The following is a 24,483-nucleotide window of genomic DNA, read 5'->3' as shown; positions in this document are numbered from 1 at the left end:
AACGGATGCTCAACGGCCTTTGGCTTGGCTTTTTCCTGGTCGCGGCCATCTCCGCGCTGGCGCAATGGCTGGTAGGTGGCAATGCCGGGGTTTTCGCCGCCATGGTCGAGAGCATCTTCGCCATGGCCAAGCTGTCGGTCGAGGTGATGGTCCTGCTGTTCGGCACCCTGACCCTCTGGCTGGGCTTTCTGAAGATCGCCGAGAAGGCCGGCGTCGTCGAGTGGCTGGCCAAGGTGCTGGGCCCCCTGTTCGCCCGCCTGATGCCGGAAGTGCCGCCCGGCCACCCGGCCCTGGGCCTGATCACCTTGAACTTCGCCGCCAACGGCCTGGGCCTGGACAATGCCGCCACGCCCATTGGCCTGAAGGCCATGCGCGCCCTGCAGGAGCTCAACCCCAGCTCGAACACCGCCAGCAACGCGCAGATCCTGTTCCTGGTGCTCAACGCATCGTCACTGACCCTGCTGCCGGTGACCATCTTCATGTACCGCGCCCAGCAAGGCGCCATGGACCCGACCCTGGTGTTCCTGCCCATCCTGCTGGCCACCAGCGCCTCGACCCTGGTCGGCCTGCTGTCGGTCGCGGTCATGCAGCGCCTGCGCCTGTGGGACCCGGTGGTACTGGCCTACCTGGTGCCAGGCGCGCTGCTGCTGGGCGGCTTCATGGCGTTTCTCGGCACCCTGTCGGCCACCGCGCTGGCCAGCCTGTCGTCGATCATGGGCAACCTGACCCTGTTCGGCCTGATCATCCTGTTCCTGGTGATCGGCGCGTTCAAGCGGGTGAAGGTCTATGAAACCTTCGTGGAAGGCGCCAAGGAGGGCTTTGACGTCGCCAAGAGCCTGTTGCCCTACCTGGTCGCCATGCTCTGCGCCGTCGGCGTGCTGCGCGCCTCAGGCGCTCTGGAGCTGGCCCTGGATGGCATCCGCCATATCGTCGAATGGCTGGGCTGGGATACCCGCTTCGTCGAGGGCCTGCCGACCGCATTGGTCAAGCCGTTCTCCGGCAGCGCGGCGCGGGCGATGCTGATCGAGACCATGCAGACCCACGGTGTCGACAGCTTCCCGGCCCTGGTCGCCGCCACCATCCAGGGCAGCACTGAGACTACCTTCTACGTGCTGGCGGTCTACTTCGGTGCCGTCGGCATCCAGCGCGCCCGCCATGCGGTGGGCTGTGCCCTGCTCGCGGAACTGGCCGGGGTGATCGCGGCGATCTTCGTCTGCTACTGGTTCTTTGCCTGAACCTGAACCTGGGCCTGGTTGGCCTGGGCCAGGGTCCAGGTCACCAGTTGCGCCATCAGGCGGTCGCTGGCCGCACCGAAACCGCTGACCACGGCAGGCACCTGTTTGTCGCCTAGCGGCTGACGCACTTCGAAGCGCTGGCTGGCGAGAATGCGTTGGGTGCGCCCCTGCACCAGGCGCGCGTCATAGCGAATCAGCACCACCAGACCCTCGGCGCTGTACTCGCTCTGGAACGCCTGCAGCTCGCCGGCCAGCTCGTAGTCGGCCTGCAGGTTGCTGTCGTCGGCGCTCAGGCGCGGCACCCGGCCATCGCGCTGGAAGGCATCGAGCATGCGGTTGCGCAGCAGCAAGGGGGCCGGATCGCTCCAGCGCACGCCCTTGTAGGTACTGATCAGGTCGCCCTGGGGCACCACGGCGATCTTCGGGCTGTTGAGGATGTCGCTGGCCAGGGGCTTGTTGACCCGCAGCGACCAGCTGACTTCGCCACCCTGGGGCGCCACGCGGCTGGCCTGGGTCGAAGGCAAACGATAGACGTCGGCAGGTTCGGCCTTGGGCAGGATCGAGCAGGCACTGGCAAGGCTCAGGGCCGCGGCCAGGGTCACAACGCGGTAAAGGCGGCTCATGGCTCGAACTCCTTGTGTGTGTCACGGCCGAGCAGGTAGCCGCTGGGGTTGGCTTCCAGGCGCTGGGAGATCGCCTTGAGCGAGGTCAGGGTCTGGCGCAGCTCCCGAATCGCCGGTGCCAACTGGTTCAGGCCCTGGGCGCCGCCATCGAGAGCATCGCGGTTGTCGTTGAGCAGGCTGTTGAGGGTGGCCGCGCTCTGGGCCAGGGACTGCATGGCCTGCTCGGCGCTGCCGAAGGCCTGCTTGCCCTGACTGTTGAGCAGGCCGTTGGCGTTGCGCATCAGTTCGCTGGTCTGTTCGAGCATGGCGCTGGCCTGGTTGCCGACCTGAGCCAGTTGCTGGATTGCCGTGCGGATATCGCCGCGCTGGTCGCTGAACGCTGCGGTGGTCTGCTCCAGGTTGCTCAGGGTCTTGGTCAGCTGCGCGGCATTGTCTTCGGAAAACACCAGGTTGGCGTTGTGCACCAGCATGTTGATATTGCTCAGCAGGTCACTGCCGTCATCCAGCAGGCGGGCGATGGGCGAAGGTGAGGCGATGATCACCGGCAGCTTGCCGTCCTTGCCTTTGAGCTCGGGGCTCTGCGGTGTACCACCGCTGAGCTGGATGAACGAGGTGCCGGTGATGCCGGTCAGGGTCAGCTTGGCCCGGGTGTCTTCCTTGATCGGGGTATCGGCGCTCAAGCGCACCCGCGCCAGCACCCGGCGCGGGTCCTTGGGGTCCAGGCGCAGGCTGGTGACATCACCTACCTTGATGCCGTTGTACTGCACCGAGCTGCCCCGGGACAGGCCGGAGACCGCTTCGTTGAACACCACCTGGTAATCCTTGAAGGTGCTGTCGACGCTGGATTTGGTCAGCCACAGGCCGAACAGCATGGCGCCGGTGATCACGATCACCGTCACCAGGCCGATCAGCACGTGATGCGCACGGGTTTCCATCTCAGTGCTCCTTGGTCGCTGTGGCGGCCTGATAGGCCGCGCGGCCCCGAGGGCCATGAAAATAGTCGTGAATCCAGGCGTCGTCGGTGTCTTCGACCTGGGCGATCGGGCCGGCCACCAGCACCTTCTTCTGCGACAGCACCGCCACCCGGTCGGTGATGGTGTAGAGCGTGTCCAGGTCATGGGTGATGAGGAACACGCTCAGGCCCAGGGCATCGCGCAGGGTCAGGATCAACTGGTCGAAGGCGGCGGCGCCGATCGGGTCGAGGCCGGCGGTAGGCTCATCGAGAAACAGGATGTCCGGGTCCAGGGCCAGGGCCCGGGCCAGCGCGGCGCGCTTGATCATGCCGCCGGAGAGTGACGCGGGGTATTTGTCGGCGGCGGAAATCGGCAGGCCGGCCAAGGCCAGCTTGACCCCGGCCAGGTGTTCGGCGTCGGCCCGGGACAGGCCGGCATGCTCGATCAGCGGCAAGGCGACGTTCTCGGTGACGGTCAGCGAGGAGAACAGCGCGCCCTTCTGGAACAGCACGCCAAAGCGCCGCTCGACCTGCGAGCGCTGTTCGTCGTTCAAGCCGCCGAGGTCCTGGCCAAACACCTTGACCTGGCCCTCATTGGGACGGCGCAGGCCGACGATGCTGCGCAGCAACACCGACTTGCCGCTGCCCGAGCCACCGACCACGGCGAGGATCTCGCCGCGATACAAGTCCAGGTCCAGCTGCTCGTGCACACTCTGGGTGCCGAAGCGGTTACAGATACCACGCGCTTCGATAACGGCTTCACCTGGGGTGCTTGTCTGCTTCACCAGCCCATCTCCATGAAGAACAGCGCGGCCACCGCATCGAGGACGATCACCACAAAAATTGACTGGACCACGCTGGAGGTGGTGTGGGCCCCCACCGATTCGGCGCTGCCACTGACCTTGAAGCCTTCCAGGCAGCCAATGGCGGCGATCAGGAAGGCAAAGAACGGCGCCTTGGCCAGGCCGACGAGAAAATGCTGCACGCCGATATCGCTTTGCAGCAGGGACAGGAACATCGCCGGTGAGATATCCAGCGACAGGGCGCAGACCACCGCACCACCGATGATGCCGCAGAGCATGGCGAGGAAGGTCAGCAGCGGCAGGGCGATCAGCAGTGCCAACACCCGCGGGACCACCAGCAGCTCCACCGGGTCCAGGCCGAGGGTGCGGATGGCATCGAGCTCTTCGTTGGCCTTCATCGAGCCGATCTGCGCGGTAAAGGCACTGGCGGTGCGGCCGGCCATGAGAATGGCGGTGAGCAGTACGCCGAACTCGCGCAGGAAGGAGAACGCGACCAGATCGACCGTGAAGATACTGGCACCAAAGCCGGCCAGCACCGTGGCACCGAGAAAGGCCACGACGGCGCCGACCAGGAACGTCAGCAAGGCAACGATCGGGGCAGCATCCAGGCCGGTCTGTTCAATGTGGGCGACCACCGAGGTCACCCGCCAGCGCCGCGGCTGGAACAGGCGCAGCACCAGGGTCTGCAGGATCAGGCCGATAAAACCGAGGATCTGCAGGGAGTCCTGCCAGAGGGTATCCACCGCGCAGCCAATGCGGCTGAGCAGCTGGATCAGCACGGACTGTTCTGGCTGTTTTTCCGGAATACAGTAGTCCTGCACCGAGCAATACACCGTCTGCAGCAGCGCGCGGCTGGCCTCGGGCAGTTGCGTTGTTTCGCTCAGGCGCGCCAGGCGCTCGGGGCCGAGCAGTTCGACCAGCAAGGCGGCGCCTGCGGTATCCAGGCGGCCGAGCTGGCTGAGGTCGATTTCGGTGTCGGGCTCATAGTGCCCCAGCAGGTTGGCGCTGTGCTGCTTGAGATCGGCGTAGTGGGCCAGGGTCCAGTCACCCACGATCCGTAGCCGTGCCGGGGTGCTCGAGGTGTCCAGTAATGCGCCAGGCGAGTTGATCATAGGCTCCATGCAGTCTGGCGGCGCGGCACTGCGCCGCCTCAGAGCATAGCGCTACTGGCTGGCGGGTGCTTGACCATCGTCAATCACGCGAAAACGCAGCACGCCGATGACCTGGCCATCTTCGGTCAGCACCTGGACCTGCCAGCGGCCCACGGGATTACCCGGGAAATTCTGCTTGTGGGTCCAGGCCCGGTAGCCTTCCTTGCGCCCGCCGTGGATGTCCAGGGCAATGCGGTCGACCTCTTTGCCGTTGAAGCGCCAGACATGGTAGATGCGCTCGTTCAGGCCGCGCGGCGCATTGATCGCGGTGAATGCATACAGCCCTGCGCGTATTTCGCTGGCCTTGATCTGTTCAAGGGGCTTGCCGGGCGTGCGGTTCTCGACCTGGGTGCTGACCGCCACTTCAGTCATCCACAAGGTGGCAGGCGGCACCCAGGAGCGCAGCAGCCAGCCGCTGGCGCCCACCGCGAGGGTCATCACCACCAGCATCGCCCCACGTCGCCAGTGGCTGATCGGGAAACTGCTGGCAAGGCTGGGGAACGACAGCAGCATGGCGATGCCCAGGGCCAGCTTGAAGCTCTGCGAGGTGGTCAGGTGCAGGATGATCGGCAGCGCGGTGAGCAGCGCGGCGAACAGGGTCAGGGTATGCAGGGCGAGGAACAGCCAGCGCCGCGGGGCCAGCCACTTGTAGTACAGCGGGTCGATGATCGAGATCAGCCCGGCGGCGCCCAGCAGGCCGGTAAACACCAGCTGGCCGCTGTTCCAGGTGGTGGTGACGAAGAAGAACGGCAAGACGAAGAACAGACTTTCCTGGTGGATCATCTGCGTGGCATAGCGCAGCAACGGCTGCGGGATCTCGCGCTTGAACACCTTGGCGAACAGTTGGGTGAAGGTGTTTTCCAGCATCAGCCAGATCCAGCTGATCAGCATCAGGATGGCGATCCAGCTGGCCAGGCCTTCCTGGCGGTCGACCAGAATGAAGCTGGCAATACCGGAAATGAAACCGCCGAGGGCGATGACTCCGGGGTAACGCTTGATCAGTTCGAGCAGGCGCTGGAGGAAATGAGGCATCAGGGTGTTCGCAGAGTGAGGAAAAACGCCAACAGGATACCCGATAGCACGATGACAGTACGCTGCGATCGACCTGTAGGAGCGGGCTTGCCCCGCGATTGCGGTCTGCAGGTTACATCGCATCGCGGGGCCAGCCCGCTCCTACCGTGTATTGCGGCGTCGGCTCCAGATCACGCCACCCGCCAGAATCAGTCCCACCAGTAGGGCGACCAGGCCATAGAGTGCGTCATAGCTGATCAACGGCTGCTCGATACGCACATACCCGGGCTTGGCCAGCAGCTGGCGCAAGGCCTGGTTGGCATCTTCAAGGCTGACCCGGCGCAGGGTGCGCACCGGATCGGAGAAGCGACCGTCGAGGTAGTCGTTCAATCCGCCCCAGTAGTAATCCGCCAGGGCCGCATTGCCCTGGGTGGTCCAGGCTTCGCGGTCGATCGTCGCTTGCTTGACCCGCTGGAAGGTCACAGGGTCCAGGCCGTTCTTGCGCAGTTGATCGAGCATGTCGCCCAGCACCTGCTCGGCCCGCTTGATGTCGGCGCGGTCCAGGTCGGCATTGAGGCTCATCATGCCCGTGTCGCCGAAGCTCTCCCGCTGGCTGGTCGGCCCGTAGGACAGGCCATGCTTGAGCCGCAGTTCTTCATACAGGGCCCAGTCCAGATAATGCTGCAGCAGGTCGTAGGTCTGGCCGTGTTCATTGTCCAGCACCGGCTCAAGGAACAGCCAATGCAGCTTCGCGCTGTCGCCGACCCAGCCGCGGATCAGTTCGCGCCGGGCTTCGGCCTTGTGGGTAACCCCGTCCAGGGTCCGGCGTTCGCCAGGTTCAGCCGGCTGCAAGTGGGCATAGGTGCGCTCCAGATAGGCCGGCAGCAGTTTGTCCAGGCCACCGACCACGATCAGGCTCATGTTGTTGGCGGCATACCAGTGCTGGCGCAGGTTGTTGACCTGCTCCAGGGTCATGTCGGCGACCGCCGAGCGCTCGGCGCACTTGAGCCCCAGCTCCACGGCCAGCTGGTCACTGGCACGGTGGCCCAGGTCCTGGCGATCCAGCCAGCGCTGCAGGTGCGAATAGTGGCCGCCGTCCTCACGCTCGACGATCTTCTTCGACAGCGCCAGGGCCTTTTCATCGAACCTGGTGTCCTTGATCACCGCCAGCAGCAGGTCGAGCACCTTGCGCTGGTTGCGCGCGGGGGCTTCGATGACGAAGGTGGTGTCGGCGCTGCTGGTGTAGGCGTTCCACTCCCCGCCCAGGGCCTGCATGCGTTTTTCCAGGCCACCTTCGCCGGCGTCGTCGATGCCACTGAACAGCAGGTGTTCCAGCAAGTGCGGCAGTTCCTGCTGCTCACAGGGGAAGTCGTCGAAGCCGACACCGACCACCAGGCGGATCGATACATGGTTGCGTTCATAGCCTGGTTTGAGCAGCACCTGCAGGCCGTTGGGCAGTAGGTAGCCTTCGACCTTTGAGCGGTCGAGGGCAAAGCCGGGCATGGCGCCCAGCAGCAGGCACAGGAACATCAGGCAACGCATGGCGAGCTTCCTTGCGGGAGTTCGTTGAGAGTAGCGGTCAAGGTGAATGGGCATCGTCCGGCACGCTGTCGAGCAGCAGGCCACCGGTATCGGAGCCGCCCAATACAACGTAGGCACTGCTGCAGAACAAGGAGTTCAAACGCTTCATATCGGCAATCAGCTCCAGGTGCAAGGCACTGGTCTCGATACTTTGCACCACTTTACGTTGCAGCCGGCTGACATGGGCGTGGGTCAGGCGCCTTTCCTGGGCGCGAAAACGACGTTTTTCCCGCAGCAACTGGCGCGCACTCTCCGGGTCGGCGCTGAGAAACACCGACAGGCCCAGGCGCAGGTTGGCGAGCAACTGGCTGTGCAGCCCGCTCAGTTCCTCCAGGCCGACATCGGAAAACTCCCGGCGTTGCGCGGTTTTCTGCTGCTGGACCTTGCGCAGCATGCGCTCGATCAGGTCGCTGGCAAGCTTCAGGTTGATCGCCAGTTCAATGATTTCGGCCCAGCGCTTGCTGTCCTGGTCACTGAGGTCTTCGCGGGGCATCTGCGCCAGGTACAGTTTGATGGCGTTGTTCAATGCCTCGACATCTTCGCCCAGGCTGCGTACTTGCTGGGTCATGGCCGTGTGGGTGCCACTGAGCGCGCCCTGCATGGCATCGAGCATGTTGTCGATCAGGTCGCCTACGCGCAGGGTCTCGCGGACGGCGTTGGCCAGGGCCAGGCTGGGGGTGCCGAGGGCTGCCGGGTCCAGGTGACGGGGGCGGGCGCGGCCGTTGGTTTCGGCGCGTTCCGGCAGCAACCAGCTGCAGACACGTGCCATCGGCGTCACGGTTGGCAACATCAGCAGGCAGCGCAAAGTGTTGTAGAGCAGGTGGAAGCCGATCACCAGTTCCTGGGGACTGAAGCTCAGACCGTCCATCCAGCGCACCAGCGGGTTGAGCACCGGGATGATCAGCACCAGGCCGATCAGCTTGTACAGCAGGCTGCCCAGGGCCACCTGGCGCCCGGCCGCGTTCTGCATGCTGGTGCTGAGAAACGCCAGCAGGCCGCTGCCGATATTCGCGCCAATGACCAGGCCGATGGCCACCGGCAGGCTGATCAGCTCGGCACCGGCCAGGGTGGCGGTCAGCAGCACGGCCGCCAGGCTGGAATAGGAAATCAGGGCGAACAGCGCACCGACCAGGGCATCGAGCAGGATATCGCCAGTCAATGAGGCGAACAGCACCTTCACGCCCTGGGCCTGGGTAATGGGCGCTGCGGCTTCGACGATCAGTTGCAGGGCGAGGATGATCAGGCCCAGGCCGATGCTGACGCGACCCAGCTGGCCGGCGCGGGTCTGCTTGCGGGAAAGAAAGAAGATCACCCCGAGAAATATCAGCAGCGGTGACAGCCACGACAGATCGAAGGTGAGAACCCGCGCCATCAGCGCGGTACCGACATCGGCGCCGAGCATGATCGCCAAGGCCGGGGTCAGAGACATCAGGCCCTGGCCGACGAAGGACGTCACCAGCATCGCCGTGGCGTTGCTGCTCTGGACCATGGCGGTCACGGTGATACCGGCGACGAAGGCCAGCGGCCGCCTGGCCATGTTCTGGCTCAGCACACGCCGCAGGTTGGAGCCAAAGACCCGCAGAATTCCCGTGCGCACGATGTGCGTGCCCCAGATCAGCAACGCCACGGCGGAGAGCAGATTGAGCAGGGTCAGCATTGAACAGGCCCCTGTTATACATGCCCCAAGCGGGGCCAATGGATGGCGCCGTGAGCCTGGCCTGATTGCAGGCGTTTTTTCCAGTGCTCACTTAAGCTGTAGTTGGCCACAAGCCAGGGCGCCAGCATCGCATAGCCGGCGCGGCCTTTGAAACTAAACCGTCATGAAAGAAAAGCAAAAAGGGCCCCGCAGGACCCTTTTTGCAGGTGCATGTTGCTTACTGACCAGGAATGTCCTTGCGAAGTTTCACAGGCTCGCCCTGCTCCTGGTTTTTCTTGCGGGCGATGGCCGAGCGCATCTTGATGTTGATGGCCTCGACCGCCAGGGAGAAGGCCATGGCGAAATAGACGTAGCCTTTTGGCACGTGCACGTCGAAGGCTTCGGCGATCAGCACGGTACCGACCACGATCAGGAACGACAGGGCGAGCATCTTCAGCGACGGGTGCTTGTCGATGAAATTGCTGATGGTGCCGGCGCAGAGCATCATCACCAGGACGGCCACGATGATCGCAGCGATCATCACCGGTACGTGGGAGACCATGCCCACCGCGGTGATCACCGAGTCGAGGGAGAACACGATGTCGATGATGGCGATCTGGATGATGGTGTAGAGGAACTTGCCACCCTTGCCGGTCGGCTCCTCTTGGCTTTCATCTTCGCCTTCCAGGCCGTGGTAGATCTCCTGGGAGCTTTTCCACAGCAGGAACAGGCCGCCGAAGAACAGGATCAGGTCGCGACCGGAAATACCCTGCTCGAAGATCACGAACAGGTCGGCCGTCAGGCGCATGACCCAGGTGATCGACAGCAGCAGGAGGATACGGGTGACCATGGCCAGGGCCAGGCCGAAAATCCGGGTGCGCTGCTGCATGTGCTTGGGCATGCGGCTGACCAGGATCGAGATCATGATGATGTTGTCGATGCCAAGAACGATCTCAAGGGCCGTCAGGGTAAAAAAGGCAACCCAGATCTCTGGGCTGGTCAGCCATTCCATGTGTATTCCTTCGCGCGATAAGTGCAACGCGCCCGGGCAAGGGGCGCGTTGCGATTGGATGAACCTGTTGTCTTATAGGCTGCTGAACAGGGGGAAAATTCCCATGAGCAGCGCGGCGAGCATTATGCACAGGCAGACCAGCACTGCCCACTTCAGGGTGAAGCGCTGGTGATCGCCGAACTCGATACCGGCCAGGGCCACCAACAGGTAGGTAGAGGGTACCAGCGGGCTGAGCAGGTGTACCGGCTGGCCGACGATCGACGCACGGGCCATTTCCACCGGTGAAATACCGTAGTGGCTGGCCGCTTCCGCGAGTACCGGCAGAACACCGTAGTAGAAGGCGTCGTTGGACATGAAGAAGGTGAACGGCATGCTGACGATCGCGGTGATCACCGCCAGGTACGGGCCCAGGGCATCCGGGATCACCGCCAGCAGGCTCTTGGACATGGCTTCGACCATGCCGGTGCCCGACAGGATGCCGGTGAAGATACCCGCGGCGAAAATCAGCCCGACCACTGCCAGCACGCTACCGGCGTGAGCCGCAACGCGGTCCTTCTGCTGCTGCAGGCAGGGGTAGTTGACGATCATGGCGATACTGAAGGCGACCATGAACAGTACCGGCAGCGGCAGCAGACCGGCGATCAGGGCGACCATCAGGGCGGCAGTCAGGGCACCGTTGAACCAGAGCATTTTCGGCCGGCGCGCTTCAGGGAACTGCGACACGCTGATTTCGCTGTGGTCGATTTCGTCACCCGGCAGGTGCAGTTCACCCAGGCGTGCACGCTCGCGCTTGCCGTACATGTAGGCAATACCCAGGATCGCCACCACGCCGAAGAGCATGGCCGGGATCATTGGCACGAAGATATCCGAAGGGTCGACATGCAGGGCGCTGGCGGCGCGGGCGGTCGGGCCGCCCCAGGGGGTCATGTTCATCACCCCGCCGGCGAGGATGATCAGGCCGGCCATGATCCGTGGGCTCATGCCCAGGCGGCTGTACAGCGGCAGCATGGCGGCCACGCAGATCATGTAGGTGGTGGCGCCGTCGCCATCGAGCGAGACGATCAGGGCCAGCGCGGCAGTGCCGACCGAGACCTTCAGCGGGTCACCCTTGACCAGCTTGAGGATCTTGCGCACGGCCGGGTCGAACAGGCCGGAGTCGATCATCAGGCCGAAATACAGGATGGCGAACATCAGCATCACCCCGGTCGGGGCCAATTTGGTGATGCCTTGCAGCATCATCGGGCCGATTTCGCCCGAGAAGCCGCCGAACAGGGCGAACAGGATCGGTACCAGGATCAGGGCGATCAAGGCCGACAGGCGCTTGGTCATGATCAGGTACATGAAGGTGATGACCATGGCAAAGCCGAGGAAGGTCAGCATGGGCGTACTCCAGGCGTATCGCGTCGAAAAGGGGGAACGAGTCGGGCGGATCAGCGCGCGAGGCGCGGTGCAGGGAGTCGCGGAGGGTGTGCAGCGAAGAGGCGGTTGTAAGCGGACATCGGAATCACCATTGTTGTTGTTAATTGGGCCGGGCGCTGCAGGAGAAAGCAGGCGCCCTGGCTGACCGGTCTGTGCCGGTAGTGGAGGCAATCCTAAGTCGGCAAGCTTTCAGCCAGCTTTCGCTGGCCGAAAGGCGACGAGAGGCGCATTGTTGGCTATCGGCCTGCGGCCTGGAGGAGGAAGCGATGCGCAATACCTACGAAGGGGGCTGCCATTGCGGCGCCCTGCGCTACCGGATTCAAGGGTCGTTGTCGGATGTTGCCCACTGTCATTGTTCGGTCTGCCGACGGGTCAGTGGCGGCCTGCTGATCACCTGGCTGACCCTGCCCTGTGCAGATTTCCAGTGGCTCAGCGGCACACCGCAACGCTATGACTCCTCACCCAGCTGCGTGAGGTACTTCTGTAGCCGCTGCGGGGCGCATGTGGCGCTGACCACGGACCTGAGCCCGGAAACCATCGACATTACCGTCACCACTCTGGATCGGCCGGAGCTGGCCGAGCCGAAGCGGCATATCTGGACTGCCAATCGCCTACCCTGGCTACACCTGGATGAGAAACTGCCAGGTGAGCCGGGGGAAACCCTCTAGCCTCAGGGCAGTTGCAAGCCGCCAGCGGCCTTGTGCAGGGCACGCAGGTGTTCACCGACCTGCTTGATGTTGGCTTCGACCGCAGCAATTTCCGCCGCCCGCTCCGGGCCGAGCAGCGCGCGTACCTCTTTGTCCAGGTCGGCGCTGAGGGTCTGTAACTGCTTCTGCCGCTGGCTGGACTCGTTGATCAGCAGCGTGCGCTCGCTCGCTTGTGGCAATCCGTAGCCCTTGCTGCCGAGCAGCTCTGCCGGGCGGCTGAGAAAACCGCTGTTGGCGAGGATCTGCTGCAGGGTGCTGTTGGCCTTGGACACGCTGGCGTCGTTGGCCTCCCGTCCGGTCAGGTAGCGCTGTTTGACTTCGTCCTGGGCCAGCAGCAGTTGCCGGCGCAGGCTGGCTTGTTCCAGCAGGAGCAAGGCGGCGCTGGTGCGCAGGTCGGCCTGTGGGAACCATTGCTGGCGCTGCCGGGCAGATTGCTCCAGCCAGGCTTCGACACTGTCCTGGGGAATCGGCAACTGTTGCTTGAGCACCAGGAACATCGCCTGGTAGCGGTCGCGGTAGGAGTCGAAGCGATAGCCCAGGCGCAGCGCCTCGCGCGGATCGTCGAGCACGCTGGCATCCGCCAGCCCGCGTCCTTGCAGCACCTCCAGCAAGCCATTGGGCATGATGCTGTCCAGGTCCGCCAGGCGCGGGTTGTCCGTGCCGCTGCGCAGCAGCTTGAGGGTTTCCACCGCGCAGTTGTTGGACAGGAAGTAGTAGTTGCCGTCGTAGCTCCAATGCATCTCGGCCGCCTGGCGAACCAGGCTTTCCACCTCGTTGCGATCGAGCTTGAGCGGGATCGAGGCAAGGCTGCGCAGTTCGGTCTTGGTGTATTCGTCGATGACCTGGGCCAGGGGCAGGACAAACAGGCGTGACGGGTAGGCGCCGGTCAGTCCGTCCCAGCTCGACAGCTGTACATCGTTGACGAAGGCCCGGTACGACAGCACCAGGTGCTGGTCGAGGTCGAGGCGGCAGTCCGGCCCGCGCGGACGTCCCGGGGCGCAGATCACCAGGCGCAGCATGCTGTGGCCCCAGCGGCTGACCCAGTTCTGGTTGGCCTCGGCCAGCAGGTAGTCCACCGAGTAGACCCGCTCCGGATCGATCTCCCCTAACGGCGCTTTGGCAAAGTCGTTGCCGGCATTGAGGAACGGCAGTGCCTGCGGGCAGGCCGGATGCTCCGGCGCCCAGTCAAAATGCGCCTTGAGGTAGGCCTGCAGTGCAGGTCGCCGGCAGGCGAAGCTGGGGTCAAGGAGGAAGTACTCCATATTGACCGCAACGAATTCCTTGGGGCTGCTCAGCTCATAGCTGTCGGGGCTGCGCGCCACCTGGCGGTTGTGCTGTTCGCGCTCCCCTCGCCGGCCCACGTACTGCGGCCAGCCGGCCAGGTCAAGCAGGCGCGGATCGTCGCTGAGGGTGAAGCGTCGTTCAGTCTGGCCACGGCACTGCTCCGGCAGGCCGACCTTGCCCAGGCTGTTCAACTGCCGGGCACACTGGCTGATCAGGCGTCGCTCGTCACCCTGCCAGAGCCGGGCGCGGTCATAGATATGGGTCAGTTCGTGCAGCACGGTGGCCAGCAGTTCCTGGCGCACGGTGCCATGGGGGCGGCCGGTCTTGCTGGTGGCGGCGCTGCCATCGGTGAGTGCGGGCAGCAACTTACGGTTGAGCTCGAGGGTGGATACCAGCGATGCCTGGCCGTAAGCGTCTTCGGGCATTTTCGTGCCCCAGCTGACGCGGATACGCCGGTCCAGGCGGGTCTTGAAACTGGGCGGCAGCGCTCGCAGCGCCTCATCCAGCAGCGCCTGGCTGGCGTCCTGCTGGGCGGGTGTCAGCCCGTCGGTTTCAAGGTGCAGTCGCAGGTCGGCCAGTGCGGGGCCGCCCAACAGGATCAGCAGGCCGCCCAGCAGCCAGGCGCGCAGGGTCTTCACAGGGCGAGGATGGCTTCGGCCAGTACCTGGTCGCTGGCCTCGCGTGCTTCAGGCACACGCTGGCGCAGGGTGTCGAATGCGGCTTCCAGCTGGGCACCACGGATTTCACCGCGGCTGGCGACATAACTGGCCGCATCGTCGCGGGCTTCGCGCACGACCTTGGAGTCGCGGATCGAGGTGGTGGTATCGGAGGTGAAGTCGATCGAGCGACCGAAAGCGCGCACGATAATGTTGCTGGTGGCCACCAGGGTTTGCGCCTGGGCTACATCGGCCAGCAACAGAAGGCCTAGGGTGGCGGCAATCAGCGGGTTACGCATGGAACATCTCCGGAAGGAACAGGGTAATCATTGGACGAGAATTGCTTGCGCCAGTTCAAGGTTGCCACCATGAAGTTGGGGGTGGTCCAGGCGCAACCGGCTCAAGGCGGCCTGCAGCAGGGCACCGCGCAGTTGTCCGTCGCTGGCGAGGAACACGGCGGCGTCATCATGGGCATCGAGCAACAGTTTGTTATCGAAGGGCGCCGAGGTCACCTTGCTGGTGACAGATAACGCATGACGCTCGCAGGCAGGTTGATCCGGCGGCAAAGGCTATCCCAATGCGCTGGCCGGGACCAGCGCAGGGAGCCCGGTTTCATTGCATGGTGTTACATGCTGAAACCGGCGGCGGGCACCTTCAGAGTGCCAGGATGGCCTGGGCCAGTTGGGCGTCGCTGGCTTGCAAGCCTGGGGCCTGCTGGCGGATGTGGGCGAACGCGCTTTCGAGCTTCACGCCGCGGATATCGCCCTGGCTGGCAACGAAGCTGGCAGCGTCGTCACGGGCAGCGCGCACGATCTTGTCGTCGCGGAACGACGAGGACACATCGGAGGTGGCGTCGGTGGAGGCGGCAACGGCGCCTACCACGGCATCGGTGGTCACCACGAAGCTGGTGGCGTTGGCGGTGGAAGCCAGGGCCAGCAGCACGGCGGCGCCAAACAAGCGGGAACGGAACATGGTCGATCTCCTGATTAAGCTGTTTCTGTGTGTCGGACGCACACTCAGCTGGTTACGCTACTTGTTTACCAAACTGGGTGCTTCAAGGGTATCACGCGATTGTGTCTGTGGCTTAGACAGGATAATAGCGAATTTTATCAACTGTACCTGTCAAAAATAACTCTTTTAAAACTGTACCTGTCACGTTGCCAGCCGCTCTATTCCGCGGCTCCAGAACGACAAAACCCGTCAGCAGTCACCTGCGACGGGTTTTGGAGAATTCGAGGTGCCGGCCTTGGCCGGCGAGCCCTGCATCAACGCCAGAACGGCTTGCTCAGCTCTTCGTAGCGCTGTGCTTCGCTGATGCCAGCGTCGGCCAGCAGGCGCGAATCCAGGCGAGCCAGCTGGTGGCGGCTGGCGATGCGGCGTTGCCAGAGCATCAGGTTGGCCAGCAGGCGCAGTGGCAGTGCAGCTTTGGATTGTTCGGTGGAGCTTTCGAAAACGAGACCGGAACTGAGGGTACGTTCCATGATGTGTCATCCTTCCGCTTGTGGCGGCATTAGGTAGTGATTTAACTGATGCCAATGATCCTCCTCTGTCGTCCAGAACAGTAGATACAGTTCACCTACATTGTGATGGTCCAGTTAACTGTTTTGAGGCACTGTTGCACTCGAAACAGGCGTAACTGTACTGGTCTGCACCTGTATGGTGCGTTTTTGTCAGGTTGGGGAAGGTGCGAGCGGAAAACCGGGGTGAAATCACCGGTACAGTAGAACAGTTTGTGAAAGTTTAACTGTGTCAGTTGCTCAGCCGACGCGCATTGCACGTCGTCGGCTGAGTACTGTGTGGCTTAGCTGGCGAGCATGCGCCCGGTTTCTTCCAGGTTTTCGTGCCAGGCCAGGGCTTCGCGCAGGATGTGCGGGGTATGCCCGCCCTTCTCGCAGGCGCGGGTGAAGTAGTCGTTCAGCGCCTCGCGGTAGTCTGGGTGCACGCAGTTGTCGATGATCACCCGCGCACGTTCCCGTGGCGCCAGGCCACGCAGGTCGGCCAGGCCTTGCTCGGTGACGAGGATGTCGACGTCGTGCTCGGTGTGATCGACGTGGCTGACCATCGGCACCACGCTGGAGATCGCGCCGCCCTTGGCGATGGACTTGGTGACGAAGATCGCCAGGTGGGCGTTGCGGGCGAAGTCGCCGGAGCCACCGATGCCGTTCATCATCCGCGTGCCGCAGACGTGGGTGGAGTTGACGTTGCCGTACAGGTCGAACTCGAGGGCGGTGTTGATGCCGATTATCCCTAAGCGACGCACCACTTCAGGGTGGTTGGAGATTTCCTGCGGGCGCAGGACCAGTTTGTCCTTGTAGCGCTCCAGGTTACCGAACACATCGGCGTTGCGACGGGTCGACAGGGTGATCGAGCTGCCCGAGGCGAAGCTCAGCTTGCCGGCGTCGATCAGGTCGAAGGTCGAGTCCTGCAGTACTTCGGAGTACATGGTCAGGTCTTCGAACGGCGAGTCGATCAGGCCGCACATCACCGCGTTGGCGATGCTGCCGATACCGGCCTGCAGCGGGCCGAGCTTGTTGGTCATGCGCCCTGCCGCCACTTCCTGCTTGAGGAAGTTGATCAGGTGGTTGGCGATGCCCTGGGTTTCGTCATCCGGCGGCAGCACAGTGGACGGCGAGTCCGGCTGCTCGGTGATGACGATGCCGACGATCTTGGCCGGGTCGATCGGGATCGCGGTGCTGCCGATGCGGTCATCGGCTTTTACCAGCGGGATCGGCGTGCGGGTCGGACGGTAGGTCGGGATATAGATGTCGTGCAGGCCTTCGAGGTTGGCATTGTGCGCCATGTTGATCTCGACGATCACCTGTTTGGCGAAGATCGCGAAGCTGGCCGAGTTGCCCACCGAGGTGGTCGGCACAATGTGGCCCTGCTCGGTGATGGCGACCGCTTCGATGACCGCGATGTCCGGCAGCTTCAGTTGCTGGTTGCGCAGTTGCTCGACAGTTTCCGACAAGTGCTGGTCGATGAACATGACCTTGCCATCGTTGATGGCCTTGCGCAGGGTGCTGTCGACCTGGAACGGCATGCGACGGGCCAGTACACCGGCTTCGGTCAGTTGTTTGTCGAGGTCGTTGCCCAGGCTGGCACCGGTCATCAGGCTGATTTGCAGGGGCGACTGCTTGGCGCGTTCGGCCAGCGCATGGGGCACGGCCTTGGCTTCGCCGGCGCGGGTAAAGCCGCTCATGCCGACGGTCATGCCGTCCTGGATCAGGCCAGCGGCATCAGCCGCACTCATTACCTTGCTGTGCAGGGAGGACAAGCGGATACGATCACGGTACATGGATTGTTATCTCGGGCTACTAAAGCTAGATGCGCAGTCTAGTGATTTAGCAACGCCGCGTCCCACGACCAAGGTCGAATGCGAAGCCTTGAAATAGAGCCTTCTGTCGGCTGGCTGGGGACGAAAAAGCCCCAGCCGGTACCGCGCTGGGGCTTATTGTCACAGGCTGGAGTTGTCTTAATCGACAGCCTTGACCATGTCTTCGATGACCTTCTTGGCGTCGCCGAAGACCATCATGGTCTTGTCCAGGTAGAACAGCTCGTTATCAAGGCCGGCATAGCCGCTGGCCATGGAGCGCTTGTTGACGATGATGGTCTTGGCCTTGAAGGCTTCGAGGATCGGCATGCCGGCGATCGGCGACTTCGGATCGTTCTTGGCGGCCGGGTTGACCACGTCGTTGGCGCCGAGCACCAGCACCACGTCGGCCTGGCCGAACTCGGAGTTGATGTCCTCCATCTCGAACACCTGGTCGTACGGCACTTCGGCTTCGGCCAGCAGTACGTTCATGTGCCCGGGCATGCGTCCTGCCACCGGGTGGATCGCGTACCGCACGGTCACGCCGTTGTGGGTCAGCTTCTCGGTCAGTTCCTTGAGCGCGTGCTGGGCGCGGGCCACCGCCAGGCCGTAGCCAGGGACGATGATCACCGAATCGGCGTTGCTCAGCAGGAAGGTCGCGTCGTCGGCCGAGCCGGATTTCACCGGACGGGCTTCTTGGGCGCCCGCCGGGCCGCCGGCATCTGCCGCGCCACCGAAGCCGCCGAGGATCACGTTGAAGAACGAACGGTTCATCGCCTTGCACATGATGTACGAGAGGATGGCACCGGACGAACCGACCAGGGAGCCGGCAATGATCAGCATCGAGTTGTTGAGCGAGAAGCCGATACCGGCCGCCGCCCAGCCCGAGTAGCTGTTGAGCATCGACACCACCACCGGCATGTCGGCGCCGCCGATCGGGATGATGATCAGCACGCCCATGACGAACGCCAGGATCAGCATCAGGGCAAAGGCGCTGTAGCTGCCGGTGAAGGTGAAGATCAGCCCCAGGCCAATGGTCGCCAGGCCCAGGATCAGGTTCAGCTTGTGCTGGCCGCTGAACTGTACCGGTGCGCCCTGGAACAGGCGGAACTTGTACTTGCCCGAGAGCTTGCCGAAGGCGATGACCGAACCGGAGAAGGTGATCGCACCGATGGCAGCACCGAGGAACAGCTCCAGGCGGTTACCGGTCGGGATCGGATCGCTGATGCTGGAGACGATGCCCAGCGACTGTGGTTCGACCACGGCGGCAATGGCGATGAACACCGCGGCCAGACCGATCATGCTGTGCATGAAGGCTACCAGCTCAGGCATCTTGGTCATTTCAACGCGCTTGGCCATGATCGAGCCCGCCGTACCGCCCACCAGCAGGCCGACGATCACGTAGCCGATGCCATCGCTGGCCAGTTCCGCGCCGAGCTTGTAGATCAGACCGACGGTGGTGACGATCGCCAGGGCCATGCCGAGCATGCCGAACAGATTGCCGCGTCGCGACGTGGTCGGGTGCGACAGGCCCTTGAGCGCCTGGATGAAGCACACCGAGGCGACAAGGTAGAGAAGTGTTACCAGGTTCATGCTCATGATTACTGCTTCCCCTCAGCCTTTGCGGCTTTCTTCTTGAACATCTCCAGCATGCGCCGGGTGACCAGGAAACCACCGAATACGTTGACCGCTGCCAGGGCCACCGCCAGGGTGCCCATGACTTTGCCCAGCGGCGTAACGGTCAGGGCGGCGGCCAGCATGGCGCCGACGATGACGATGGCGGAAATGGCGTTGGTAACCGCCATCAGGGGGGTATGCAGTGCCGGGGTGACGTTCCACACCACGTGATAACCGACGTAGATCGCCAGCACGAAAATGATCAGGTTATAGACGCCGTGAGAGATCAGCATGTCTTCCATTGTCTGGCTCCTTATCCGTTCTTGCGGATGATCTGGCCGTCGCGGCACATCAGGCACGCGGCGACGATATCGTCTTCGAGGTTGATCACCAGCGTGCCGTCCTTGTCGAACAGCAGCTTCATGAAGTCGAGCAGGTTGCGTGCATACAGCGCCGAGGCGTCGGCACCCACCTGCGCCGGCAGGTTGGTCGGGCCGACGATGGTCACGCCCTGCTCCACCACCACCTGGTCGGCGACGGTCAGCGGGCAGTTGCCACCCTGGGCGGCCGCGAGGTCGATGACTACCGAGCCTGGCTTCATCTGCGCCACGGTTTCGGCGCTGAGCAGGGTCGGCGCCTTGCGGCCGGGGATCAGTGCGGTGGTGATGACGATATCGGCCTGTTTGGCGCGCTCGTGCACGGCCTGGGCCTGACGCTGCATCCAGCTGGCCGGCATCGGACGGGCATAGCCGCCGACGCCTTCGGCGCACTCGCGTTCCTCATCGGTCTCGTACGGCACATCGATGAACTTGGCGCCCAGCGACTCGATCTGCTCCTTCACCGCCGGACGCACGTCCGAGGCCTCGATCACCGCACCCAGGCGCTTGGCCGTGGCGATGGCCTGCAGCCCGGCCACGCCGGCACCGAGAATCAGCACGCGCGCGGCTTTGACGGTGCCGGCGGCGGTCATCAGCATCGGCATGAAGCGCGGATAGTGGTGGGCAGCCAGCAGCACGGCCTTGTAGCCGGCGATGTTGGCCTGCGAGGACAGCACGTCGAGGCTCTGCGCCCGCGAGGTGCGCGGCGCGGCTTCGAGGGCAAAGGCGGTAATGCCGCATTCGGCCATCTTGGCAATGATGGCGTTGTTGAACGGGTTGAGCATCCCCACCAGGACGGTGCCACTCTTGATCAGGGCCAGTTCGCTGTCGCTGGGTGCTACAACTTTAAGAATCAGTTGAGCACCAAACGCATCGGCGGCGCTGCCAATAATGGCGCCTGCTGCTTCATAGGCACTGTCCGGAACGCTGGCGTTGATGCCGGCGCCGCTCTGGACGGTGACCTTATGCCCCTGCCCCACCAGTTTCTTGATGGTTTCGGGGGTTGCAGCAACCCGTGTTTCGCCCGTCTGCGTTTCGAGAGGAACACCAATGTGCACGTCAAATCTCCTGCGTGATCTTTTGTAGGTAAACCAGCGCACTGCGGATGGTGCAGCTGGGGCGGCCGATCAGCACGATCCCGCCGAATTCAGGCGGGGCGCGGCATTTTGCAGGTGATTCCTGAGCGTCTTCAACCAGTTTTGAAGGGTGACGAGATCTAAACTACAAGTCACCCTGTGACCGAATGTCGCAAGAACATGCCTGGAGCCCGTCAACTGCGGGCTTCAGGGAGATTACGGCAAATTTTGAAAAAAATCCGCCGAATTCGCTGAATGCGCTGTTCAAAACGCGATTTATGCTGTGAAAGCCGCATAATCAGCAGGGTTAAGGGGTGTCGGCAGGGGTGGGGAAACAGTTATATGAAATGCGACATTTCCTTATATCTGTAGGGTTGCAATTTTGCTGACTACGGGGTCAGGTTATAGCTGTCATCCTTGTGTTCGGCGGCATAGCGGTCGGCTTCGGCCGCCAGCCAGTCACGAAAGGCGCGCAGCGAGGCCGACTCGACCTTGCGCTCGGGGATCATCAGGTAATACGCCTTGATGCTCGACAGCGCATGCCGGTTGGCCACCACCAGGCGCCCTTCTGCCAGTTCCCGCTGGATCAGGAACGGCGGAATCAAGGCCACGCCCATCTGGTGCATGGCGGCCTGGGCCAACATTGAGAATAGCTCATAGCGCGGCCCCGTCATGTCCCGTGGCACGTTCATGTCCAGGCTGTTGAACCACTGGCGCCAGGCGTAGGGCCGCGTGGTCTGCTGCAGTAGCGGCAGTTGGGCGATGCGTCCGGCATCGAGCTGCCCTTCCCCGTCCAGCCAGGACGGGCTGCAGACCGGCACCGGGTTTTCGCCCATCAGCCGATGAGAGTGAGTACCGGGCCAGTCGGCGTCGCCGAAATAGATGGCGGCGTCGAAGTCGGTATCGGCAAACAGGAAGGGCCGGGTGCGGTTGGTCAGGTTGACCGTGACCTCCGGGTGACGCTGCTGGAAGTCCTTGAGCCTGGGCAGCAGCCATTGCGTGCCGAAGGTCGGTACCACCGCCAGTTCGATGACATTGGCGCCCTGCTGGCCCATCACCGACAAGGTGTCGCGCTCCACGGCATCGAGCTGTGCAGCCACACGGCGGCTATAGGAAAGCCCGGCTTCGGTGAGCTTCACCCCGCGGCGCGAGCGGCGAAACAGCTCGACATTGAGGAACTCCTCCAGACCGGCGATTTGCCGACATACGGCGCCCTGGGTCAGGGACAGTTCCTGGGAAGCCTTGGTAAAGCTCTCGTGGCGGGCCGCCGCCTCGAAGCAGACCAGGGCTGCAGTGCTGGGGATCTTGCGGCGCATGTACGTCAACCTCACTAATCTGGCGTAAAGATGGCCTTTCCGGTCATTACGGAGTGAGAAATTATCACAAGACTATGCGTATTCCTCGTTTGTCTCGTCACCGGAACAGGCCTAGGATCAATGCACAACAACTCTGGTCTCATTTTTCGAGGATTCGCTCATGGCCGGTAAAGCAAGCTTCAACTGGATCGACCCGCTGTTGCTGGACCAACAGCTCACTGAAGAAGAGCGCATGGTGCGTGACAGCGCTTATCAGTTCGCCCAGGACAAGCTGGCCCCGCGCGTGCTGGAGGCCTTCCGTCATGAGCAGACCGATCCTGCGATCTTCCGCGAAATGGGCGAAGTCGGCCTGCTGGGCGCGACCATCCCCGAACAATACGGCGGCAGCGGCCTGAACTACGTGTGCTACGGCCTGATCGCCCGCGAAGTCGAGCGTATCGATTCCGGCTACCGCTCGATGATGAGCGTGCAGTCTTCCCTGGTCATGGTGCCAATCAACGAGTTCGGCTCTGAAGCCACCAAACAGAAGTACCTGCCCAAGCTGGCCAGCGGCGAGTGGATCGGCTGCTTCGGCCTGACCGAGCCTGATCATGGCTCCGATCCGGGTTCGATGATCACCCGGGCAAAGAAAGTCGACGGTGGCTATCGCCTGACCGGCAACAAGATGTGGATCACCAACAGCCCGATCGCCGATGTGTTCGTGGTCTGGGCCAAGGACGATGCCGGCGATATCCGCGGTTTCGTGCTGGAGAAAGGCTGGCAGGGTCTGAGTGCCCCGGCCATTCACGGCAAGGTCGGCCTGCGCGCTTCGATCACCGGTGAAATCGTCATGGACAACGTCTTCGTGCCGGAAGAGAACATCTTCCCGGATGTGCGCGGCTTGAAGGGGCCGTTCACCTGCCTGAACTCGGCCCGTTATGGCATCTCCTGGGGTGCGCTGGGCGCCGCCGAGGCCTGCTGGCACACCGCTCGCCAGTACACCCTGGACCGTAAGCAGTTCGGTCGCCCACTGGCTGCCAACCAGCTGATCCAGAAGAAGCTGGCCGACATGCAGACCGAAATCACCCTGGCTCTGCAAGGCTGCCTGCGCCTGGGGCGGATGAAGGACGAAGGCACTGCCGCCGTCGAGATCACCTCGATCATGAAGCGCAACTCCTGCGGCAAGGCCCTGGATATCGCCCGCCTGGCCCGTGACATGCTCGGTGGCAATGGCATCTCCGACGAATTCGGCGTCGCCCGTCACCTGGTCAACCTGGAAGTGGTCAATACCTATGAAGGTACCCACGACGTCCACGCGCTGATCCTCGGTCGTGCGCAAACCGGCATCCAGGCCTTCTACTGATCAAGGAGCCAGCCCATGGGCGCGCTATCTCATCTGCGGGTACTGGATCTGTCGCGAGTGCTGGCCGGGCCGTGGTCCGGGCAGATCCTCGCTGACCTCGGGGCCGAAGTCATCAAGGTCGAGCGTCCGGGGACCGGCGATGACACGCGCGCCTGGGGCCCGCCCTTCTTGAAGGATGCCTACGGCGAGAACACCAGCGAGGCGGCTTACTACCTCTCGGCCAACCGCAACAAGCGGTCGGTGACCATCGACTTCACTCAGCCCGAGGGCCAGCGTCTGGTGCGCGAGCTGGCGGCGAAGTCCGATGTGGTGATCGAGAACTTCAAGGTGGGCGGCCTGGCCGCCTACGGGCTGGACTATGAAAGCCTGAAGGCGATCAACCCACAGCTGGTCTATTGCTCGATCACCGGCTTCGGCCAGACCGGGCCCTATGCCAAGCGTGCGGGCTACGATTTCATGATTCAGGGGCTGGGCGGGCTGATGAGCCTGACCGGGCGCCCTGAAGGCGACGAAGGTGCCGGGCCGGTCAAGGTCGGTGTAGCGCTGACGGACATTCTCACCGGTCTGTACTCGACGGTAGCGATCCTGGCCGCCCTCGCCCATCGTGACCACGACGGTGGCGGCCAGCACATCGATATGGCGCTGCTCGACGTGCAGGTAGCCTGCCTGGCCAACCAGGCAATGAACTACCTCACCACCGGTACGCCTCCCAAGCGTCTCGGGAATGCGCACCCCAATATCGTGCCGTACCAGGACTTTCCTACGGCCGATGGCGACTTCATCCTTACAGTGGGCAACGACGGGCAGTTCCGCAAGTTCGCCGAAGTCGCCGGTCAGCCGCAGTGGGCGGATGATCCGCGCTTTGCCACCAACAAGCTGCGGGTGGCCAACCGGGCCGAGCTGATTCCCCTGATCCGCCAGGCAACGGTGTTCAAGACCACTGCCGAGTGGGTGGCGCAACTGGAACAGGCCGGTGTGCCATGTGGGCCGATCAATGATCTGGCGCAGATGTTCGCCGACCCGCAAGTGAAGGCGCGGGGGCTGGCGATCGAGATTCCGCATCCGCTGGCCGGGCATGTACCGCAGGTGGCCAGTCCGATTCGCCTGTCCGAGACGCCGGTGGAGTATCGCAATGCGCCACCGCTGTTGGGTGAGCATACCGAGCAGGTGCTGGGCGAAGTGCTGGGGCTGGCAGGCGCGGATATCGAGCGCCTGCGTGGTGCGGGTGTGCTGTAACGGCATTCCCTTCTATATAGGAACGGCGCGTCAGCGGCTTGTTGTCATGAGTTTGAAATAAACCCTTGACGCCCCGTTTTATCTCTCTATAATTCGCCCCACTTCCGGCGCAGTCGAAACGGAAAACTCCTTGAGAATC

23 protein-coding genes are annotated in these 24,483 nt (G+C 63.2%); 4 read left to right on the top strand and 19 right to left on the bottom strand.

The window, feature by feature from the left end; translation table 11 throughout:
- Positions 1 to 5: 5 nt before the first annotated feature.
- A complete protein-coding gene (locus tag M2D63_RS18490; protein WP_285864435.1) occupies positions 6 to 1,235 on the top strand; it encodes a nucleoside recognition domain-containing protein in 1,230 nt (409 codons plus the stop codon).
- Here M2D63_RS18490 and M2D63_RS18485 read toward each other — a convergent pair.
- From M2D63_RS18485 to M2D63_RS18445, 9 genes are all read right to left on the bottom strand, one after another.
- On the bottom strand, positions 1,217 to 1,858 hold the full coding sequence (locus M2D63_RS18485; protein ID WP_285864434.1) for an ABC-type transport auxiliary lipoprotein family protein: 642 nt from the start codon (positions 1,856 to 1,858) through the stop codon (positions 1,217 to 1,219). The two genes, M2D63_RS18490 and M2D63_RS18485, sit on opposite strands and share 19 nt — an antisense overlap.
- A complete protein-coding gene (locus M2D63_RS18480) occupies positions 1,855 to 2,793 on the bottom strand; it encodes an MlaD family protein (RefSeq protein ID WP_285864433.1) in 939 nt (312 codons plus the stop codon). Before M2D63_RS18480 ends, M2D63_RS18485 begins: the two co-directional genes overlap by 4 nt.
- A gap of 1 nt (position 2,794) precedes the next feature.
- A complete protein-coding gene (locus tag M2D63_RS18475; protein ID WP_405310595.1) occupies positions 2,795 to 3,562 on the bottom strand; it encodes an ABC transporter ATP-binding protein in 768 nt (255 codons plus the stop codon).
- A 29-nt stretch (positions 3,563 to 3,591) separates the two neighbouring features.
- The gene (locus M2D63_RS18470; protein ID WP_285864431.1) at positions 3,592 to 4,734 is read right to left on the bottom strand and encodes an ABC transporter permease; all 1,143 of its coding nucleotides are present in this window, start codon (positions 4,732 to 4,734) and stop codon (positions 3,592 to 3,594) included.
- 42 nt (positions 4,735 to 4,776) lie between these two features.
- The gene (locus M2D63_RS18465; protein WP_285864430.1) at positions 4,777 to 5,796 is read right to left on the bottom strand and encodes a DUF5924 family protein; all 1,020 of its coding nucleotides are present in this window, start codon (positions 5,794 to 5,796) and stop codon (positions 4,777 to 4,779) included.
- Positions 5,797 to 5,937: 141 nt separating this feature from the next.
- Positions 5,938 to 7,317: a pitrilysin family protein gene (locus M2D63_RS18460; protein ID WP_285864429.1), complete on the bottom strand. Its 1,380-nt coding sequence runs from the start codon at positions 7,315 to 7,317 to the stop codon at positions 5,938 to 5,940.
- A gap of 37 nt (positions 7,318 to 7,354) precedes the next feature.
- The gene (locus M2D63_RS18455) at positions 7,355 to 9,013 is read right to left on the bottom strand and encodes a Na/Pi cotransporter family protein (RefSeq protein WP_285864428.1); all 1,659 of its coding nucleotides are present in this window, start codon (positions 9,011 to 9,013) and stop codon (positions 7,355 to 7,357) included.
- A gap of 217 nt (positions 9,014 to 9,230) precedes the next feature.
- Positions 9,231 to 10,004 carry a TerC family protein gene (locus tag M2D63_RS18450; RefSeq protein WP_285864427.1) on the bottom strand — a complete coding sequence of 258 codons (774 nt, stop codon included), beginning with the start codon at positions 10,002 to 10,004 and terminating at the stop codon, positions 9,231 to 9,233.
- A gap of 72 nt (positions 10,005 to 10,076) precedes the next feature.
- Positions 10,077 to 11,384, bottom strand: coding sequence for a CitMHS family transporter (locus tag M2D63_RS18445; protein WP_285864426.1), 1,308 nt, complete (start codon positions 11,382 to 11,384; stop codon positions 10,077 to 10,079).
- 305 nt (positions 11,385 to 11,689) lie between these two features.
- On the opposite strand from M2D63_RS18445, the gene M2D63_RS18440 reads away from it, so the two are divergent.
- A complete protein-coding gene (locus M2D63_RS18440; RefSeq protein ID WP_285864424.1) occupies positions 11,690 to 12,091 on the top strand; it encodes a GFA family protein in 402 nt (133 codons plus the stop codon).
- A 2-nt stretch (positions 12,092 to 12,093) separates the two neighbouring features.
- On the opposite strand, the gene M2D63_RS18435 is transcribed toward M2D63_RS18440, so the two are convergent.
- The 10 genes from M2D63_RS18435 to M2D63_RS18390 all read right to left on the bottom strand — a co-directional run bounded on the left by M2D63_RS18435 (position 12,094) and on the right by M2D63_RS18390 (position 21,766).
- Positions 12,094 to 14,052, bottom strand: a complete 1,959-nt coding sequence (locus tag M2D63_RS18435; RefSeq protein ID WP_285864422.1) for a DUF4105 domain-containing protein — start codon at positions 14,050 to 14,052, stop codon at positions 12,094 to 12,096.
- Positions 14,049 to 14,369: a DUF2388 domain-containing protein gene (locus tag M2D63_RS18430; RefSeq protein ID WP_285864421.1), complete on the bottom strand. Its 321-nt coding sequence runs from the start codon at positions 14,367 to 14,369 to the stop codon at positions 14,049 to 14,051. Before M2D63_RS18430 ends, M2D63_RS18435 begins: the two co-directional genes overlap by 4 nt.
- A gap of 27 nt (positions 14,370 to 14,396) precedes the next feature.
- Positions 14,397 to 14,636 carry a DUF2388 domain-containing protein gene (locus tag M2D63_RS18425; protein ID WP_285864419.1) on the bottom strand — a complete coding sequence of 80 codons (240 nt, stop codon included), beginning with the start codon at positions 14,634 to 14,636 and terminating at the stop codon, positions 14,397 to 14,399.
- 88 nt (positions 14,637 to 14,724) lie between these two features.
- The gene (locus M2D63_RS18420) at positions 14,725 to 15,042 is read right to left on the bottom strand and encodes a DUF2388 domain-containing protein (protein ID WP_285864418.1); all 318 of its coding nucleotides are present in this window, start codon (positions 15,040 to 15,042) and stop codon (positions 14,725 to 14,727) included.
- Positions 15,043 to 15,335: 293 nt separating this feature from the next.
- Complete coding sequence (locus M2D63_RS18415) at positions 15,336 to 15,551, bottom strand: DUF1127 domain-containing protein (RefSeq protein ID WP_285864417.1); 216 nt, start codon at positions 15,549 to 15,551, stop codon at positions 15,336 to 15,338.
- Between the two features lie 320 nt (positions 15,552 to 15,871).
- Positions 15,872 to 17,365 carry an acetyl-CoA hydrolase/transferase family protein gene (locus M2D63_RS18410; protein ID WP_285864416.1) on the bottom strand — a complete coding sequence of 498 codons (1,494 nt, stop codon included), beginning with the start codon at positions 17,363 to 17,365 and terminating at the stop codon, positions 15,872 to 15,874.
- Between the two features lie 177 nt (positions 17,366 to 17,542).
- Entirely contained in the window at positions 17,543 to 18,979 is a 1,437-nt protein-coding gene (locus tag M2D63_RS18405) for an NAD(P)(+) transhydrogenase (Re/Si-specific) subunit beta (protein WP_285864415.1), read from the bottom strand.
- Positions 18,980 to 18,981: 2 nt separating this feature from the next.
- Positions 18,982 to 19,299: an NAD(P) transhydrogenase subunit alpha gene (locus M2D63_RS18400; protein WP_133213363.1), complete on the bottom strand. Its 318-nt coding sequence runs from the start codon at positions 19,297 to 19,299 to the stop codon at positions 18,982 to 18,984.
- 11 nt (positions 19,300 to 19,310) lie between these two features.
- A complete protein-coding gene (locus M2D63_RS18395; RefSeq protein WP_285864414.1) occupies positions 19,311 to 20,432 on the bottom strand; it encodes a Re/Si-specific NAD(P)(+) transhydrogenase subunit alpha in 1,122 nt (373 codons plus the stop codon).
- Positions 20,433 to 20,839: 407 nt separating this feature from the next.
- Complete coding sequence (locus M2D63_RS18390) at positions 20,840 to 21,766, bottom strand: LysR substrate-binding domain-containing protein (RefSeq protein WP_285864413.1); 927 nt, start codon at positions 21,764 to 21,766, stop codon at positions 20,840 to 20,842.
- A 160-nt stretch (positions 21,767 to 21,926) separates the two neighbouring features.
- Here M2D63_RS18390 and M2D63_RS18385 point away from each other — a divergent pair, with 160 nt between their 5' ends.
- Positions 21,927 to 23,108: an acyl-CoA dehydrogenase gene (locus M2D63_RS18385; RefSeq protein ID WP_157190697.1), complete on the top strand. Its 1,182-nt coding sequence runs from the start codon at positions 21,927 to 21,929 to the stop codon at positions 23,106 to 23,108.
- A 15-nt stretch (positions 23,109 to 23,123) separates the two neighbouring features.
- The gene (locus tag M2D63_RS18380) at positions 23,124 to 24,344 is read left to right on the top strand and encodes a CaiB/BaiF CoA-transferase family protein (protein WP_285864412.1); all 1,221 of its coding nucleotides are present in this window, start codon (positions 23,124 to 23,126) and stop codon (positions 24,342 to 24,344) included.
- The last annotated feature ends 139 nt before the right edge of the window (positions 24,345 to 24,483 follow it).

The organism is Pseudomonas sp. BJa5, from assembly GCF_030272875.2.
Taxonomy (GTDB): Bacteria; Pseudomonadota; Gammaproteobacteria; order Pseudomonadales; family Pseudomonadaceae; genus Aquipseudomonas.
The sequence above is the reverse complement of the archived record's forward strand: the minus strand, read 5'-3'. Positions and strand labels throughout refer to the sequence as shown.